The following is a 14,150-nucleotide window of genomic DNA, read 5'->3' on the forward strand; positions in this document are numbered from 1 at the left end:
TCTTAGGTCATTTCTTGGATCCACGCCTGAATGAGGCGCAGGCTTTCTGGTTCATCAAGAAACGGTATGTGCCCCCGATCAGCCACTTCTGTAAATAGCATATCAGGTCTGCGTCGGCACATTTCTTGCGCCGTTTCCCTTGAGAGAAGGTCCGAATTCTCACCACGCAGTAGCGCAGTGGGCAAGCCGCTTAAGGCATCAAAGTAGGGCCACAAATCTGGTGTGGGTTGCTTTGCGCTGGCGAGAACTGCTTCCCTGAGTTTGGGATCATATCTTAGCTCTAGTCCGTTTTCAGTCTCGACATACAAAGCACGCGCTTCTTCCAGCCACCGACTTTCCGGGACGTTTTTGAACTCGCTCATAATGAATGCGCGCGCTGCGGCGGCTTCGTTGTAGGTTTTTTGCGAGGGGCGGCGGCCGATATATGCCGCAATAACTTCAAGACCTTCCGCTGAAATAACCGGACCGATATCATTGAGGCAAACGCCGAGAAGGCGTTCCTTGGCCATGGCCGCGATAACCATTGCAATCAGCCCGCCTCTGGATGTGCCGAGGATTGCGGCCTTTTCAGTCGAAAGGTGGTTCATGAGTGCCAGAATATCCGCCGCTTCTGTCGCGACAGTATAAGTCGACGGATCTGCCCAGTCTGATTGCCCGCGCCCACGATAATCGGGACGAATAAGCCGAACATCGCCAAGGTGCGGCGCGACAAAGTCAAAATCCCGCGCGCTGCGGGTAAGGCCCGCGAGGCAAATAATCGGGATGCCTTCACCCTCATCGAGATAATGAAGCGATAGCCCATCGGAGCTTTGGTAGAAATTGCTCATAAGCTATTCGCCAGATCGGGAATGGCACTCAAATCTTTCATGATATGGTGGGGGCGCCAAGGTAGCCGATCAACCGGTTCGTTCGCGCGGTTCACCCATACGGTTTGGAAGCCATAACCAGCCGCGCCAGCGGCATCCCAACCATTGGAGGATACAAAGAGTACTTCTTTGGGTTCACAACCGAAACGCTTACCGACGAGGTCGTAAACGGATTTATGGGGCTTGAATACACCCACGCTATCAACCGATAGCGTATCGTCCAGAACGTCGCCCAGCTTGGCCGAGTCAACGGCGCCCGCCAACATATCCGCAGAACCGTTCGAGAGGATCGCGGTGCTTAGCCCCGCTTCTTTCAATGTTGCAAGCATGGTAGGAACCTCAGGATAGGCTGAGAGTTCCCAATAAAGCTGGAGCAGGCGTGCGCGCAATTCGTCGTCGGCGAGGTCGTTGTTCTCCATTGCCCAATCCAGTCCATCTTGCGTCACTTCCCAGAAATCGGTGTGCGCGTCGGAGATCGCCCTGAGCCATGTATATTGGAGCTGTTTAAGCCGCCAATCCTGTGCAACCCTCGGCCAAACCGCGGCGAACTTGGCGCGGTTGGGTTCGGCGGCGGCCTCGCGGGCGGCGGCCGAAACATCAAAAAGTGTTCCGTAAGCGTCGAAGATACAAGTCGTAATGGGCATGCGGCACTCCTTTGGGAGGAGTGTCGCACGCAGCCAAAAAGACGAAAAGCAAAAACTGCGAATTTTGGGGTGGGGTTTACACCCCTATAAGAATCCCTATGGTGCGCGGCTTCTTGAGGGCGCCCGAGTGGTGCCCTTGTTGATATTTGAAAGGCAAAACTATGACAGTCGTAAAAGACGGAGACAAAATCGCGCTGCACTACACGGGTACATTGGCCGACGGTAGCGTGTTCGATTCCTCCGAAGGGCGCGAGCCGCTAGAATTTACCGTCGGGTCAGGTCAAGTCATCAAAGGGCTTGATAAGAGTCTGCCTGGAATGGCCGTTGGTGACAAAAAGACAATCACCGCAATCGCCGAAGAAGCATATGGTCCAGTCGTGGAAAATGCGCGCCAGCCTGTGCCACGCGACCAATTCCCAGATGATATCCCAATGGAAATCGGTACGCAGCTTCAGATGCAAACACCGCAGGGTGAGATCGTTATGGTAACGATTGCCGAGGTTGCCGAAGACTCTGTTGTGCTTGATGCGAACCATCCGCTTGCAGGTAAAGACCTGACATTCGCGATTGAGCTCGTTTCGATCAGCTAAACGAAAAAGGGGCGCCGCAGATGTTCTGTGACGCCCCTTTTTTGATGCTCTAGTGCTTAGAGGTTTTCTGGCTGGGGCATTCCCAAAACGTGATAACCGCCATCCACGCGAATGATCTCGCCTGTGGTGCAAGCCCCTCCATCAGATGCCAGATATACCGCAGTTGCGCCGATTGCCTCAAGCGTCGCGTTGGCGCGCATCGGCGCGTTCGCTTCGGTCTGGCGATAGGTTTTGCGCGCGCCGCCAATGGCCGCGCCAGCCAGCGTTTTCATCGGGCCGGGTGAAATCGCATTCACGCGGATACCGTCTGGACCGAGGTCGTTGGCAAGGTAGCGCACGGCGGCCTCTAGGGCGGCCTTAGCTACCCCCATAACGTTGTAGAACGGGGTCACACGGTTAGAGCCCTGATACGTAAGCGTCAGGATTGTTCCGCCGTCAGTCATCATAGGAGCCGCGCGACGGGCCACTTCGATGAGAGAATAGCAACTGATGTCCAGCGAACGCTTGAAGTTGTCCCTGCTGGTGTTCACGAAACGCCCTGCGAGCTCGTTCTTGTCGGAAAAGGCGATGGCATGAACGATAAAATCGATCTTGCCCCATTTCTCTTCCAGTTCGCCAAATGCACGGTCAAGCGAGGCGTCATCGGTGACATCAACGTCCACCATGAAGTCGCTTCCGAGACTTTGTGCCAAGGGCTCGACCCGCTTGCCGAATGCTTCACCCTGATAAGTAAAAGCAAGCTCTGCGCCTTCTTCGGCGAGCGCCTTGGCAATTCCCCAAGCGATAGAACGTTCGTTCGCGACACCCATAATGAGCCCGCGTTTCCCTGTCATCAAATTAGCCATTTAGCGTACTCACTCGTGATATTTGCTCATGACTAGGGTGGCGTTTGTGCCTCCAAAGCCAAAGCTATTTGAAAGAACACTGTCCAGCTCGACGTTTTCGCGCAACTCGGTGACGATCTCGCCCTCGTTGATTGCGGGGTCAAGCTCGGTAATGTTTGCGGAAGCTGCGATGAAGTTGTTGTTCATCATAATGAGCGAGTAGATTGCCTCGTGCACGCCCGTCGCACCCAAAGAGTGACCAGTGAGTGACTTGGTCGATGCGATCGGCGGTGTTGATCCTTCGCCAAAGACGCGGCGCACTGCTTCGACTTCGGTTACGTCGCCCGCAGGTGTCGATGTGCCGTGCGCATTGATGTAATCAATTTTGCGGTCGCCAATTGTGCTCAGCGCCAAACGCATAGAGCGCTCGCCACCTTCGCCAGAGGGTGCCACCATGTCGTGACCATCTGAAGTGGCACCATAACCAGTGACTTCGGCGTAGATTTTCGCGCCACGTGCTTTGGCATGCTCAAGCTCTTCGAGAACCAGAACGCCGCCGCCGCCGCCGATGACGAAACCGTCGCGCGTTGCGTCGAACGGGCGGCTCGCAGTTGTTGGCGTGTCGTTGTATTTGCTCGACATCGCGCCCATGGCGTCAAAGAGACAGCTTAGCGTCCAATCAACTTCTTCACCGCCGCCTGCAAAGACAACGTCCTGTTTGCCCATCTGGATTTGCTCAACGCCATTGCCGATACAATGCGCAGAGGTAGAGCAAGCAGAAGTAATCGAATAGTTCACGCCCTTGATTTTAAATGGTGTCGCAAGGCACGCAGAGTTCGTAGAGCTCATGCAGCGCGTCACCATGAATGGTCCCATACGCTTGGGCGCGCCTTTTTCCTTAACGGTTGTGAACGCCGAGAAGAAGTTGGATGTCGAAGGCCCACCAGAGCCCATAACGAGACCAGTACGCACGTTTGACACCTCATCGGGCTCAAGGCCAGAGTCGGCAATCGCTTGCTCCATCGCGAGATAGTTATACGCAGCACCCGGCCCCATGAACCGTAGCTGGCGCTTGTCGATTTCGGCGGTCAGGTCGATTTGCGGAATGCCCGCAACCTGACTGCGAAAGCCGTTCTCGGCGTATGTTTCTTCGCGGATGATGCCGGATTTGCCCGCTCGAAGCGAGGCCTCCACTTCATCGATTGTATTCCCGATGGGCGAGATAATCCCCATCCCTGTGACAACGACTCTACGCATGGCGTGTCCTTTCGTAAGGTTCGGTTTTCAAGCTTATTCGGCCGGAGCCAAACCAACCTTCATGTTCTTAACTGAGTAAACTTCTTCGCCGTCGGCCAGCAAAATGCCGTCGGCCATACCAACTTTGATTTTGGCGCGATCAATGACTTTGGTAAAATCAACTTTGTAAGTGAGCATTTTGCGCGTTGGGGTGACTTTGCCAGTCAACTTCACATCGCCAACACCCAAGGCCATGCCTTGACCCGTCATGCCGCGCCATCCGAGGTTAAAGCCGGTAAGCTGCCACAGGCCATCAAGTCCGAGACATCCTGGCATAATCGGGTTGCCAGGGAAGTGGCATTCAAAGAACCAAAGGTCCGGCGTGATGTCGAATTCTGCGACAACGTGGCCTTTGCCATGCTCGCCACCATCGGCGCTAATTTCGGTAATGCGGTCCATCATGAGCATCGGCGGCATAGGAAGTTGGGCGTTGCCGGGGCCAAATAGCTCCCCTTGTGCGCATTTGATGAGGTCTTCTTTGTCAAAACTGCTCGGAAAATTGGCCATTCGGCTCTGCTCCCTAAATTGTGAGTGCTCTCGCGTTGACCTCCTTTATCACTCTGTCAGTTATGCTGGCAAGGGCAGGAGCCTTTTCATCACCTTAGTTGCGAGCCAGTCGCATTCAAAAAGATGTTTGAATATGCGCAGGGATTAACCCTATACTGGCCCGAGATATAAGGCGAAGGCACCATGAACAATTCGGCACCCAAGTTAACACAGACACCTCAGCAGATCAGCGCAGACTGGTTGGCGTGCGCAGGAATGCGTCCGACGCGACAGCGATTGTCGTTGGCAGAGTTGCTGGTTGGGGATGGTCAGGACCGTCACGTAACGGCCGAGAGCCTGTTTGAATCGGCCCGCGCCAGCGGAGAGAAGGTTTCGCTCGCAACGGTTTACAATACACTCAAGGCGTTTTGTGAGGCTGGGCTGCTTCGTGAGATCATTGTGGATGGTTCCAAGAGCTATTTCGACACCAACATGAGCGACCACCCGCATTTCTTCTGGGAAGACGATGCCCGCCTGACGGATGCACCCAAGGAGCAGCTTGTACTGGCGCAGATACCGGATGCGCCAGATGGAGCCGAGATCGCCAAGGTCGATGTTGTTATCCGGCTTCGCAAAACCGCGCGCTAGTTCGTCCTAGAACCACTGACCCGGTTCGATTAGGCCCAAATCCAAGAGTTGTTGGCTATTCCATTCGAAGGGCGTGGTGTTGTGCCATCTAAACGTCTCAATCGCAAAGGTTGAACCGGGGTTGAGTTTGAGCGCCTTAGCTGTTCGGAAGCTGCATATCGCTGCGGTGATGTTGTGGTGCCAAGGGCAGGAATAGGTGTTGTATTCTTCGTCCGAAAAAGTGCTCTTATCCAAGAGCCGCAGCCCCGCCTTGGCTCGAAAAATAGAGATTCGGTCGATTTTGCGTCGCTCAAGTGGGATGTGTTCTTCGAAACGCCAGCGCAGCCCCCCGAAAAAATCATTCTGGCGGTCTTTGATATGGTCCTTGTTTATCGGATCGGTGCGGGCGAGGGCGTAGTAACCCGTTTTGTCAAAATGTGCTTCCTCCACCGAAACGGCATTTGGAAAACGTGCTAGATCGCTAGCATAGAGGTCCACGACATAGGATAGCACCGCGCCCCTGCGTTCCTCCATGTGGAACGTCAGCATTTCGCCGACTGTGCGGCTCTCGCAAAATGGAAAGAACAGGTACTCGGCGTTGTAGCAATAGTAAATCCACTGCCCAATCGCCCGATCATTGATCGCGTTTACAATTGTTTGCGTGGCGTTATCCTCAAACAAGTTCGCCGCAATTGTGTGGACTTGTGCTTCAAGGTCATGCGGAACTGATAGCCCCTCCGCACCAAACACCAGTATCGTTTTGAACCCGAGCCCAAAGTGATGTCGGATGGTTGAATCGACCTCTACGTCATCCTCGATTAGCAGTATCGCAATCGGGTCAGAGGCCAAAATAGCGGCGCCATTCTGTAGAAAATCCTGTAGGTTAGAATAACGCATTGTCCCGCCCGACTTGTTTTACCCCAATTTCCGCCAATTCGCCTTTCATTGCAAGCGTTGCAGGCCGCCGCGAGATTGTGTAGGGACACGCTCTAATCCTTATGAACCCACGAGGCCGAGATGTCTGATCGTAAAAAGCTGTTTATCAAAACCTACGGTTGCCAGATGAACGTCTATGATAGTGAGCGCATGGCCGAGACACTCGGCGGTTCTGGCTACGATACGACCGAGGATGCGGCCTCGGCGGACATGATCCTACTGAACACTTGCCATATTCGTGAGAAAGCCGCCGAGAAGATCTATTCAGAGCTTGGCCGCCTGAAGGTTCACAAGGACGCCAATCCTAACCTGAAAATCGCGGTTGCAGGCTGTGTTGCGCAGGCCGAAGGCGAAGAAATTGTGCGCCGCCAGCCTGCCGTGGACCTTGTTGTTGGGCCGCAGAGCTATCATCGCTTGCCAGAAATGGAAGAGAAAATCCGTGAGGGTAAGCGTGCTTTGGATACGGATTTCCCAGAGGAAGATAAGTTCGAGCATATGCCAAAGCGCCCCAAGGCCGCGCGCGGGCCGACAGCGTTTCTAACGGTTCAGGAAGGCTGCGATAAGTTTTGTGCGTTCTGCGTGGTGCCCTACACACGCGGCGCCGAGGTGAGTCGCCCTGTTGATCGTATTCTCACAGAGGCGCGTGATCTGGTTGAGCGTGGTGTACGTGAAATTACGCTGCTCGGGCAGAACGTGAACGCGTACCACGGGCAGGGGCCGAACGGCGATATGACGCTTGATCAGCTTATTTGGGCGCTAAACGATGTTGATGGCCTAGAGCGTATTCGTTTCACCACGAGCCACCCGAACGATATGACCGACGCGCTTATTGCGGCGCATGGTGAATGCGAAAAGCTCATGCCATATCTTCACCTGCCGGTCCAAAGTGGTAGCGACAAAATCCTGAAACGGATGAACCGCAACCACACCGCTGAAAGCTACTTGAAAGTGATCGAGCGCATCCGAGCTGCACGCCCTGACATTTTGCTGTCGGGCGACTTCATTGTGGGCTTCCCCGAAGAGACAGAAGCGGATTTCGAAGCAACGATGGAGCTTGTGCGTCAGGTTCGGTATGGCCAAGCATATTCCTTCAAGTACTCTTCGCGCCCCGGAACGCCGGCGGCCGAGCGCCCCCTTGTGGATCAAGCAGAAGCAGATGATCGCTTGCAGCGTCTTCAAGGCTTGTTAAGCTCGCAGCAGTACGAAATCCAAGACGAGATGGTTGGTAAAGAAGTCAGCGTTCTATTTGAGCGCGAAGGTCGGCTTGAAGGACAGATGGTCGGAAAATCCGAGTATCTTCATGCGGTGCATGTCACTGCGCCAAACGCGAAACGCGGTGACATTGCACGCGTGAAAATTACAAATACAGAAAGGAACTCTCTGGGCGGTACGCTACTTACTTAAGTACCGCAGACGATCGTTTCGTCGCTGCCTATTAATTCGGTGTTTATGACGCGATTGTTACTGAATCAGACTCAACTAGAGAAATTATCACTTTCTTAGGTAATTTAGGGTTTATAATAAAAAATGTAGTTAGTTGCGCGTCGAATTGTGAGATGCGCACCGAGTAGTAGGTATTGAGGTTCATCATATGAATAAAAAACTATTTCTTAGGGCGACGCATATACTTGCAGTCGCTCTAACGTGTTTGAGTCTTGGATCGTTGTCGGCCCAGGCAAAAGATATTAAGGTTACAGATCGTTATAAGCCTGCTTTGGGCATTACGCCTGACGGCTGTCAGGTCTGGCTCATTGATGACGGTATCGAAGGCTATGCATGGAACCGGACTGATCGTGACGGTAAGCCGATTTGCGTGGAAACTGCGATCTGTTTCGATGACACAGCGGATCATTTGTTTGTGTCGGGCGGAAGCACGCTGCGCCCTGAACAGCGAGAGCGTTTGACAAACCTGTTTAAACGGCAAGATATCCATTCGTACGCCATCAATGGCTATACAGATTCTAGCGGCTCGTATGATCGGAATATGGAGCTTTCCAAGCAGCGCGCAACTGCCGTGGCGCAGGTTGCTCTCGCCGCTGGTGCGCAGGTAACTGCCGTCCGCGCACTTGGCGAACAGTATCCTCGCGCGACCAATAGTACCGCAGAGGGCCGCGCGTTGAACCGAAGGGTCGAAGTTTTCTGTCATCGTAAAATTGGGGAGTATTGAGCCATGAAAACTCATAAGCTTATCGTGCTCGCCCTTTTCGCATCGACACTTACCGCCTGTGGATTCAAAAGTGATCAATCCATAGAAGGATTCGTCGAAGGTCGCCCTATTCAGGATAACATCAAATGGGGTATCTATGTGGATCCAGATGGATGCGATACTTGGATTGCCGACAACGGGAATGAGGGATACGCGGTCGCCCGCCTAGAACCACGCACTGGTGCGCGGGTTTGTTCCGGTCTTCTTGAGCCGGGCACTGCCGCTGGACATAAACAGCATTCGATTTGGGACCCGCTCTAGGCGGAAATCAGTAAATTTAGGCGGCCATCGTACCAATGCGGTGGCCGTTTTTGTGTCAGCTATATGAAACTTGCGAATGACCTCTTGCGCCCGCTTCATCTACTTGGCACCATTGGGGGGTATTCAGCTTAGGGAGTCCTTTTTGGGAACCAAAACCTCGCCCCTTCCGATCGCCGGTGATGCAGTCACCAAGATTCACGTAGAGTTTCCAGATAATCGCTTGTTAATAAGCCTTTGCGGCCCATACGACAGCCATCTGGCCAAGATCGAAAACGACCTCGCGGTCCAGATTGTGCGCCGCGGAAATCAGCTTGATATCATGGGCGAACCAGACGCAATCGAGAAGGCGCGAGAGGTGCTTTCGGCGCTGTATCTGCGGCTTGAAGGCGGCGGAGATGTCGAAACTGGCCAAATTGACGGCGAAATTCGCATGGGTGGCGCAGAAATAGGCACTGGCGTTCGCACGGGCGATCAGCTTGAGCTTTCAGTAGGCGATAAAGTCGAAATCAAGACTCGCAAGAAACTGGTAGAGCCGCGCACCGAAGCACAAAAAGCCTATGTAAAATCGCTCTTCGATAACGAGCTGGTCTTTGGGATTGGCCCTGCTGGTACAGGTAAAACCTATCTGGCTGTCGCCGTGGGTGTGAACATGTTTATCGGTGGCCATGTGGACAAGATCATATTGGCGCGTCCCGCCGTCGAGGCCGGTGAGAAGCTCGGCTATTTGCCCGGTGATATGAAGGATAAAGTCGATCCTTACATGCAACCGCTTTATGACGCGCTGAACGATTTCCTGCCGTCCAAACAGGTCGTGAAATTGATCGAAGACAAGAAAATTGAGATCGCACCGCTCGCCTTTATGCGTGGGCGTACGCTTTCGAACGCATTTGTTGTGCTGGACGAGGCTCAGAACGCGACGACCATGCAGATGAAAATGTTCCTTACTCGTTTGGGGCAGGGGAGTCGCATGGTGATTACGGGCGACCGTACCCAGATTGACCTTCAGCGCGGCGTGAAGAGCGGCCTTCGCGAGGCCGAAGATCTGCTGCGCAATATTCCCAAGATCGACTTCAATTACTTCACGTCCAAAGATGTCGTCCGACATCCGCTAGTTGCTAAGATTATCGAAGCCTACGAAAAGTCCGATGACGCAAATCGTTGACGCTGCGGTTGAGGATGAACGTTGGCAAGGCGTAGAGATTGAAGCGATAGCCGAGCGCGCGGCGGTGGCAACACTGACCTATTTAGGTGTGTCGACAGACTTTGAGATCAGCCTGCTTGCTTGTGATGATGAGCGTATCGCCGTGCTAAATCAGGAATTTCGTGCAAAGGGGCAGCCAACAAACGTTCTCTCGTGGCCAAGCGAGGAGCGAGGAGCAGAAGTCGAGGGTGCCGTGCCGGCCCCGCCCGAACCTGATCCGCAAGCCGCGTCTTTTGGTGAGCCGAGCGAGTTGGGCGATATTGCTATTTCATACGATACCTGCGCTCGGGAAGCTGAGAGCGAGGGGAAACCATTTGTAAACCATGTCATGCATTTAATGGTGCATGGGGTGCTTCATTTGTTGGGTTACGATCACATTCGCGAAAAAGATGCGCTATTAATGGAAAAGTTAGAGCGAGAGATACTTGAAACTTTATCTATTCCAGACCCATATAAAACGACAGGCTAGAAATAGCCTTAAAGCGTTGGCACATTGGGTGTCACGTAATTTGGAAAGGGCCCATGGGCGACACACAGCAGATCGACGGAAGTAGCGAAGGCTCTCCGAGTGCGGCGCAAAGCGCGCAGATTGAAGACATCCCTCCGGAGACGCGCGGCATATTCAGCCGCATAGTCGAGGCTTTTGGCTCGAACGAGGAAATCCAAGAAACACCGAATTCCTTGAACGTCCCGCAGTCTACCATCCAGACCGGCGGTGGGATGATTAACTTGCGTCGTCTAAATCTTGAAGATGTCGCTATCCCCAAAGCAGAAATCGTAGCGGTTCCCAAGGACGTAGACAAAGATGCGCTTGTTTCTTTGTTCCGTGAGTCGGGATTGACGCGTTTGCCGGTTTTTGAGGGAACGCTCGATACACCCGTTGGGTTTGTGCACCTGAAGGATTTTGCGCTGGGCCATGGTTTCAACGGAGACCGTTCCAAGAAGTTTGATATGGATGCGCTCTTGCGTCCACTTATCTTTGCGCCCCCATCCATGCCGATCGGCGTGCTGCTTCAAAAGATGCAAAGCGAGCGTCGGCATATGGCGCTCATCATTGATGAATATGGTGGTGTTGACGGGCTTGTGACGCTTGAGGACTTGATTGAACAGGTTATCGGCGAGATCGAGGACGAGCACGATATCGAAGAAGACATGAACTGGGTTCAGGAAAAGCCCGGTTGTTATCTGGTGCAAGCGCGCACGCCGTTGGAAGATTTCGAAGAAGAAATCGGCGTAGACCTTCGATCCGATATTGAGGACGACGAAGTTGATACGCTGGGCGGGCTTGTGTTCGTTCTGTCGGGTCATGTTCCCACCAGAGGTGAAGTTGTCCGTCATGAAAATGGTGTAGAGTTTGAAATCGTTGATGCGGATTTGCGCAAAATCAAACGATTGCGGGCTCGGATAGATGATCGCGAGAAAGAGTGACCCCTTGCTGCCCCTGAAGTTTGTTGCGCCGCTCGGTGTGGTTGCGGGGGGAGCGATGGCACTGGGACAGGCGCCATTTTCGCTGTGGTATGTCGCATTTTTGGGAATCGTTGGCGTGTTCTGGCTATTTGGTCAGGTAACTACGACTGTACGAGCGGCCCTCTTGGGTTGGCTCGTCGGGACCGCGTATTTCGCGGGTTCGCTTTATTGGATAATGTCGCCCTTTCAGGTCGACGCCGCGCGTCACGGTTGGATGGCGCCCTTTGCGCTCGCCTTCCTTGCGGGGGGATTGGCGCTATTGTGGTCGGCTGGTTTTGCTTGGGCGAGATGGACGGGTGGCGCACGCGCGGCTGGGCTAATGTTGGCGATTGGCTGGAGCGGCGCAGAATTGCTGCGAGGGTATTTGTTCACCGGCCTGCCTTGGGGGCTCGTTGGGTACATTTGGCTAGATACACCGTTTGCACAGATCGCTGCCGATATCGGGCCTTATGGGCTCACATTACTTACGCTTGTAATCGCCGCAGGCCTCGCGAGCTCGCGTTGGCTAGCGCGGATCGGAGCCATCGCGATCATTGCGCTTGCGGCGGCGCTTGGCATTCATCGTGAGGCCGTCCCAGCAGCATATGCAGAGGCGCCCGCACGTATTCGTCTTGTTCAAACCAATGCCGAACAGCATTTGAAATGGCAGCCGGATATGATCTCGGTATTCTGGGAGCGGAACCTCGCGCTGACCGCTCAAGAAAGCGATGGGCTTGACCTGATCGTTTGGCCAGAAACCGCTGTGCCTTATCTGGCGGAGAATGCTGCGGGGGCGTTTGACATCATGGCGCAGGCCTCGGGCGGCGTTCCAATCGTTGCCGGTATTCAGCGCCGCGATGCCAACGGGTTCTACAATTCACTCGTGACGCTGGGCGATACTGGGCAGGTCTTGGCGACATACGATAAGCGACATCTTGTGCCGTTTGGTGAATACATGCCCGGAGGCGCACTTGCATCGCGCTTGGGGTTGCAGGGCCTCGCCGAGCAATTGGGGGGTGGGTATACATCCGGCGCTGAGGTGGAGTTAATTGACCTTCCTGATGTCGGGAATTTCCTACCGCTTATCTGCTATGAGGCCGTGTTCCCGCGCGATCTGCGTGTGGATGGCGCGCGCCCCGAATGGATTTTGCACATCACGAATGATGCTTGGTTTGGTAAGAAAGCTGGTCCGTATCAGCACCTTGCGCAAGCGCGGATGCGCGCAATTGAGCAGGGATTGCCGCTTGTGCGTGCAGCGAATACAGGTGTGTCAGCGATGATTGATCCGCAGGGGCGGGTTGTCGCGCAATTGCCCCTTGGTGTTGCGGGTGTATTGGATGTGGAATTGCCACGCCCTAATCCGGCAACACTTTTTGCGAAATCGGGTAATCTTCCGATGATTGCGCTATTCCTGTTATCATTTCTTGGGTTAACACTATATCGAGTTAGGCGTTGACGAGTATCTATTCGGAAACTACTGACGTCTAAATCCCCCACAACGGCTTCCTGACGTGGCGGGCAACTTTAACTGGAGCACTTCATGTCACGACAAAACTTTATGTTCACCTCGGAATCCGTTTCCGAAGGACATCCCGACAAGGTTTGCGATCGTATTTCTGATTCAATCCTAGACGCATTTTTGGCACAAGATCCCGAGGCGCGCGTCGCTTGCGAGACCTTCGCTACGACAAACCGTGTTGTCGTCGGAGGCGAAGTGCGCGGCCCTTCCTCTGTTGTGCAACGAGTCGAAGAGATCGTCCGCAATTGTGTGCGCGACATCGGATATATGCAAAAAGGGTTCCACGCCGATACACTCGAAGTGACCAACCTACTTCATGCGCAATCGGCCGATATCGCGCAAGGCGTTGATGCGAACGGAACCAAAGAAGAGGGCGCAGGCGATCAGGGTATCATGTTCGGGTATGCCGTGGATGAGACCGATGATCTCATGCCTGCTCCGATCCAGTATTCCCACAAAATTTTGGCGCGCTTGGCGAAAGAGCGGAAATCCGGCGTCGGCCCCGCTGCGGTCCTTGGGCCGGATATGAAATCGCAACTGTCGTTGCGCTATGCCAAAGGTCGCCCCGTAGAAGCAACATCAATTGTGCTTTCGACTCAACACTTGGACGAAACGCTTTCTTCGAACGACGTGCGCGCAATCGTAGAGCCATTCATTCGAGAGACTCTGCCAGAGTCGTGGATCACAGCGGATACAGAGTGGCTTGTGAACCCAACGGGTAAATTCGTTATTGGCGGGCCAGACGGTGACGCGGGCCTGACTGGACGCAAGATCATCGTGGATACATATGGCGGCGCAGCGCCGCACGGCGGTGGGGCATTCTCTGGCAAAGACCCAACCAAAGTGGATCGCTCGGCAGCATATGCAGCGCGTTATCTTGCAAAGAACGTGGTCGCCGCAGGGTTGGCAAAGCGTTGTACCTTGCAGCTTGCTTATGCGATCGGCGTTGCGCGTCCGCTTTCAATCTATGTGGATACGCACGGGACAGGCTCGGCAGAAGAGGCACAAATTGAGGCTGCTCTCGCCAAGGCAATGGACCTTACGCCACGCGGAATTCGTGAGCACCTGAATTTGAACCGTCCTATTTTCGAGCGCACAGCTGCCTATGGCCATTTTGGGCGCAAGCCGGATGCAGAGGGTGGATTCAGCTGGGAGAAAACAGACCTCGCCAGCGCGATCGAAGCTGCCCTTTAGGGGCGTGGCTTGACGGCGACAATTAAATCACTAGGTAAGGCCCCCAACGCATGT

The 14,150-nt window shown here is 54.1% G+C and carries 16 protein-coding genes and 1 riboswitch; of the genes, 10 read left to right on the plus strand and 6 right to left on the minus strand.

Annotated features, from left to right (window positions below; genetic code table 11):
* Positions 1-2: 2 nt before the first annotated feature.
* Positions 3-827 carry an alpha/beta fold hydrolase gene (locus ACFE33_RS03395; RefSeq protein WP_380056906.1) on the minus strand — a complete coding sequence of 275 codons (825 nt, stop codon included), beginning with the start codon at positions 825-827 and terminating at the stop codon, positions 3-5.
* Complete coding sequence (locus ACFE33_RS03400) at positions 824-1,510, minus strand: haloacid dehalogenase type II (protein WP_380056909.1); 687 nt, start codon at positions 1,508-1,510, stop codon at positions 824-826. Before ACFE33_RS03400 ends, ACFE33_RS03395 begins: the two co-directional genes overlap by 4 nt.
* 161 nt (positions 1,511-1,671) lie before the next feature.
* On the opposite strand from ACFE33_RS03400, the gene ACFE33_RS03405 reads away from it, so the two are divergent.
* Positions 1,672-2,100: a peptidylprolyl isomerase gene (locus ACFE33_RS03405; protein ID WP_380056912.1), complete on the plus strand. Its 429-nt coding sequence runs from the start codon at positions 1,672-1,674 to the stop codon at positions 2,098-2,100.
* 56 nt (positions 2,101-2,156) lie between these two features.
* Here ACFE33_RS03405 and ACFE33_RS03410 read toward each other — a convergent pair whose 3' ends face one another.
* The 3 genes from ACFE33_RS03410 to fabA are packed head-to-tail and all read right to left on the minus strand — an operon-like array spanning position 2,157 to position 4,727.
* On the minus strand, positions 2,157-2,945 hold the full coding sequence (locus ACFE33_RS03410) for an enoyl-ACP reductase (protein WP_380056915.1): 789 nt from the start codon (positions 2,943-2,945) through the stop codon (positions 2,157-2,159).
* Positions 2,946-2,954: 9 nt separating this feature from the next.
* A complete protein-coding gene (gene fabB / locus ACFE33_RS03415; RefSeq protein ID WP_380056917.1) occupies positions 2,955-4,181 on the minus strand; it encodes a beta-ketoacyl-ACP synthase I in 1,227 nt (408 codons plus the stop codon).
* 33 nt (positions 4,182-4,214) lie between these two features.
* On the minus strand, positions 4,215-4,727 hold the full coding sequence (gene fabA / locus ACFE33_RS03420; protein WP_380056919.1) for a bifunctional 3-hydroxydecanoyl-ACP dehydratase/trans-2-decenoyl-ACP isomerase: 513 nt from the start codon (positions 4,725-4,727) through the stop codon (positions 4,215-4,217).
* Between the two features lie 183 nt (positions 4,728-4,910).
* Here fabA and irrA point away from each other — a divergent pair, with 183 nt between their 5' ends.
* The gene (gene irrA, locus ACFE33_RS03425; protein WP_380056922.1) at positions 4,911-5,354 is read left to right on the plus strand and encodes an iron response transcriptional regulator IrrA; all 444 of its coding nucleotides are present in this window, start codon (positions 4,911-4,913) and stop codon (positions 5,352-5,354) included.
* A gap of 6 nt (positions 5,355-5,360) precedes the next feature.
* Here irrA and ACFE33_RS03430 read toward each other — a convergent pair whose 3' ends face one another.
* Positions 5,361-6,230: a hypothetical protein gene (locus tag ACFE33_RS03430; RefSeq protein WP_380056924.1), complete on the minus strand. Its 870-nt coding sequence runs from the start codon at positions 6,228-6,230 to the stop codon at positions 5,361-5,363.
* A gap of 120 nt (positions 6,231-6,350) precedes the next feature.
* On the opposite strand from ACFE33_RS03430, the gene miaB reads away from it, so the two are divergent.
* The 8 genes from miaB (at position 6,351) to metK (ending at position 14,096) form a co-directional block, all read left to right on the plus strand.
* Positions 6,351-7,673, plus strand: a complete 1,323-nt coding sequence (miaB, locus tag ACFE33_RS03435; RefSeq protein ID WP_380056927.1) for a tRNA (N6-isopentenyl adenosine(37)-C2)-methylthiotransferase MiaB — start codon at positions 6,351-6,353, stop codon at positions 7,671-7,673.
* 187 nt (positions 7,674-7,860) lie between these two features.
* Entirely contained in the window at positions 7,861-8,436 is a 576-nt protein-coding gene (locus tag ACFE33_RS03440) for an OmpA family protein (RefSeq protein WP_380056930.1), read from the plus strand.
* A gap of 3 nt (positions 8,437-8,439) precedes the next feature.
* Positions 8,440-8,736, plus strand: a complete 297-nt coding sequence (locus ACFE33_RS03445) for a hypothetical protein (RefSeq protein WP_380056933.1) — start codon at positions 8,440-8,442, stop codon at positions 8,734-8,736.
* 76 nt (positions 8,737-8,812) lie between these two features.
* The gene (locus ACFE33_RS03450) at positions 8,813-9,898 is read left to right on the plus strand and encodes a PhoH family protein (protein ID WP_380056935.1); all 1,086 of its coding nucleotides are present in this window, start codon (positions 8,813-8,815) and stop codon (positions 9,896-9,898) included.
* Positions 9,882-10,406, plus strand: a complete 525-nt coding sequence (gene ybeY / locus ACFE33_RS03455) for an rRNA maturation RNase YbeY (RefSeq protein WP_380056938.1) — start codon at positions 9,882-9,884, stop codon at positions 10,404-10,406. The genes ACFE33_RS03450 and ybeY overlap by 17 nt, the downstream gene beginning before the upstream one ends.
* 53 nt (positions 10,407-10,459) lie before the next feature.
* The gene (locus ACFE33_RS03460; protein ID WP_380056941.1) at positions 10,460-11,365 is read left to right on the plus strand and encodes a transporter associated domain-containing protein; all 906 of its coding nucleotides are present in this window, start codon (positions 10,460-10,462) and stop codon (positions 11,363-11,365) included.
* A 4-nt stretch (positions 11,366-11,369) separates the two neighbouring features.
* Positions 11,370-12,839: an apolipoprotein N-acyltransferase gene (gene lnt / locus ACFE33_RS03465; RefSeq protein ID WP_380056943.1), complete on the plus strand. Its 1,470-nt coding sequence runs from the start codon at positions 11,370-11,372 to the stop codon at positions 12,837-12,839.
* A 31-nt stretch (positions 12,840-12,870) separates the two neighbouring features.
* Positions 12,871-12,919, plus strand: a riboswitch (SAM-SAH riboswitch).
* A 4-nt stretch (positions 12,920-12,923) separates the two neighbouring features.
* Positions 12,924-14,096 carry a methionine adenosyltransferase gene (metK, locus tag ACFE33_RS03470; RefSeq protein ID WP_380056946.1) on the plus strand — a complete coding sequence of 391 codons (1,173 nt, stop codon included), beginning with the start codon at positions 12,924-12,926 and terminating at the stop codon, positions 14,094-14,096.
* The last annotated feature ends 54 nt before the right edge of the window (positions 14,097-14,150 follow it).

This window comes from Falsihalocynthiibacter sp. SS001 (assembly GCF_042445055.1).
Lineage (GTDB): Bacteria > Pseudomonadota > Alphaproteobacteria > Rhodobacterales > Rhodobacteraceae > Falsihalocynthiibacter.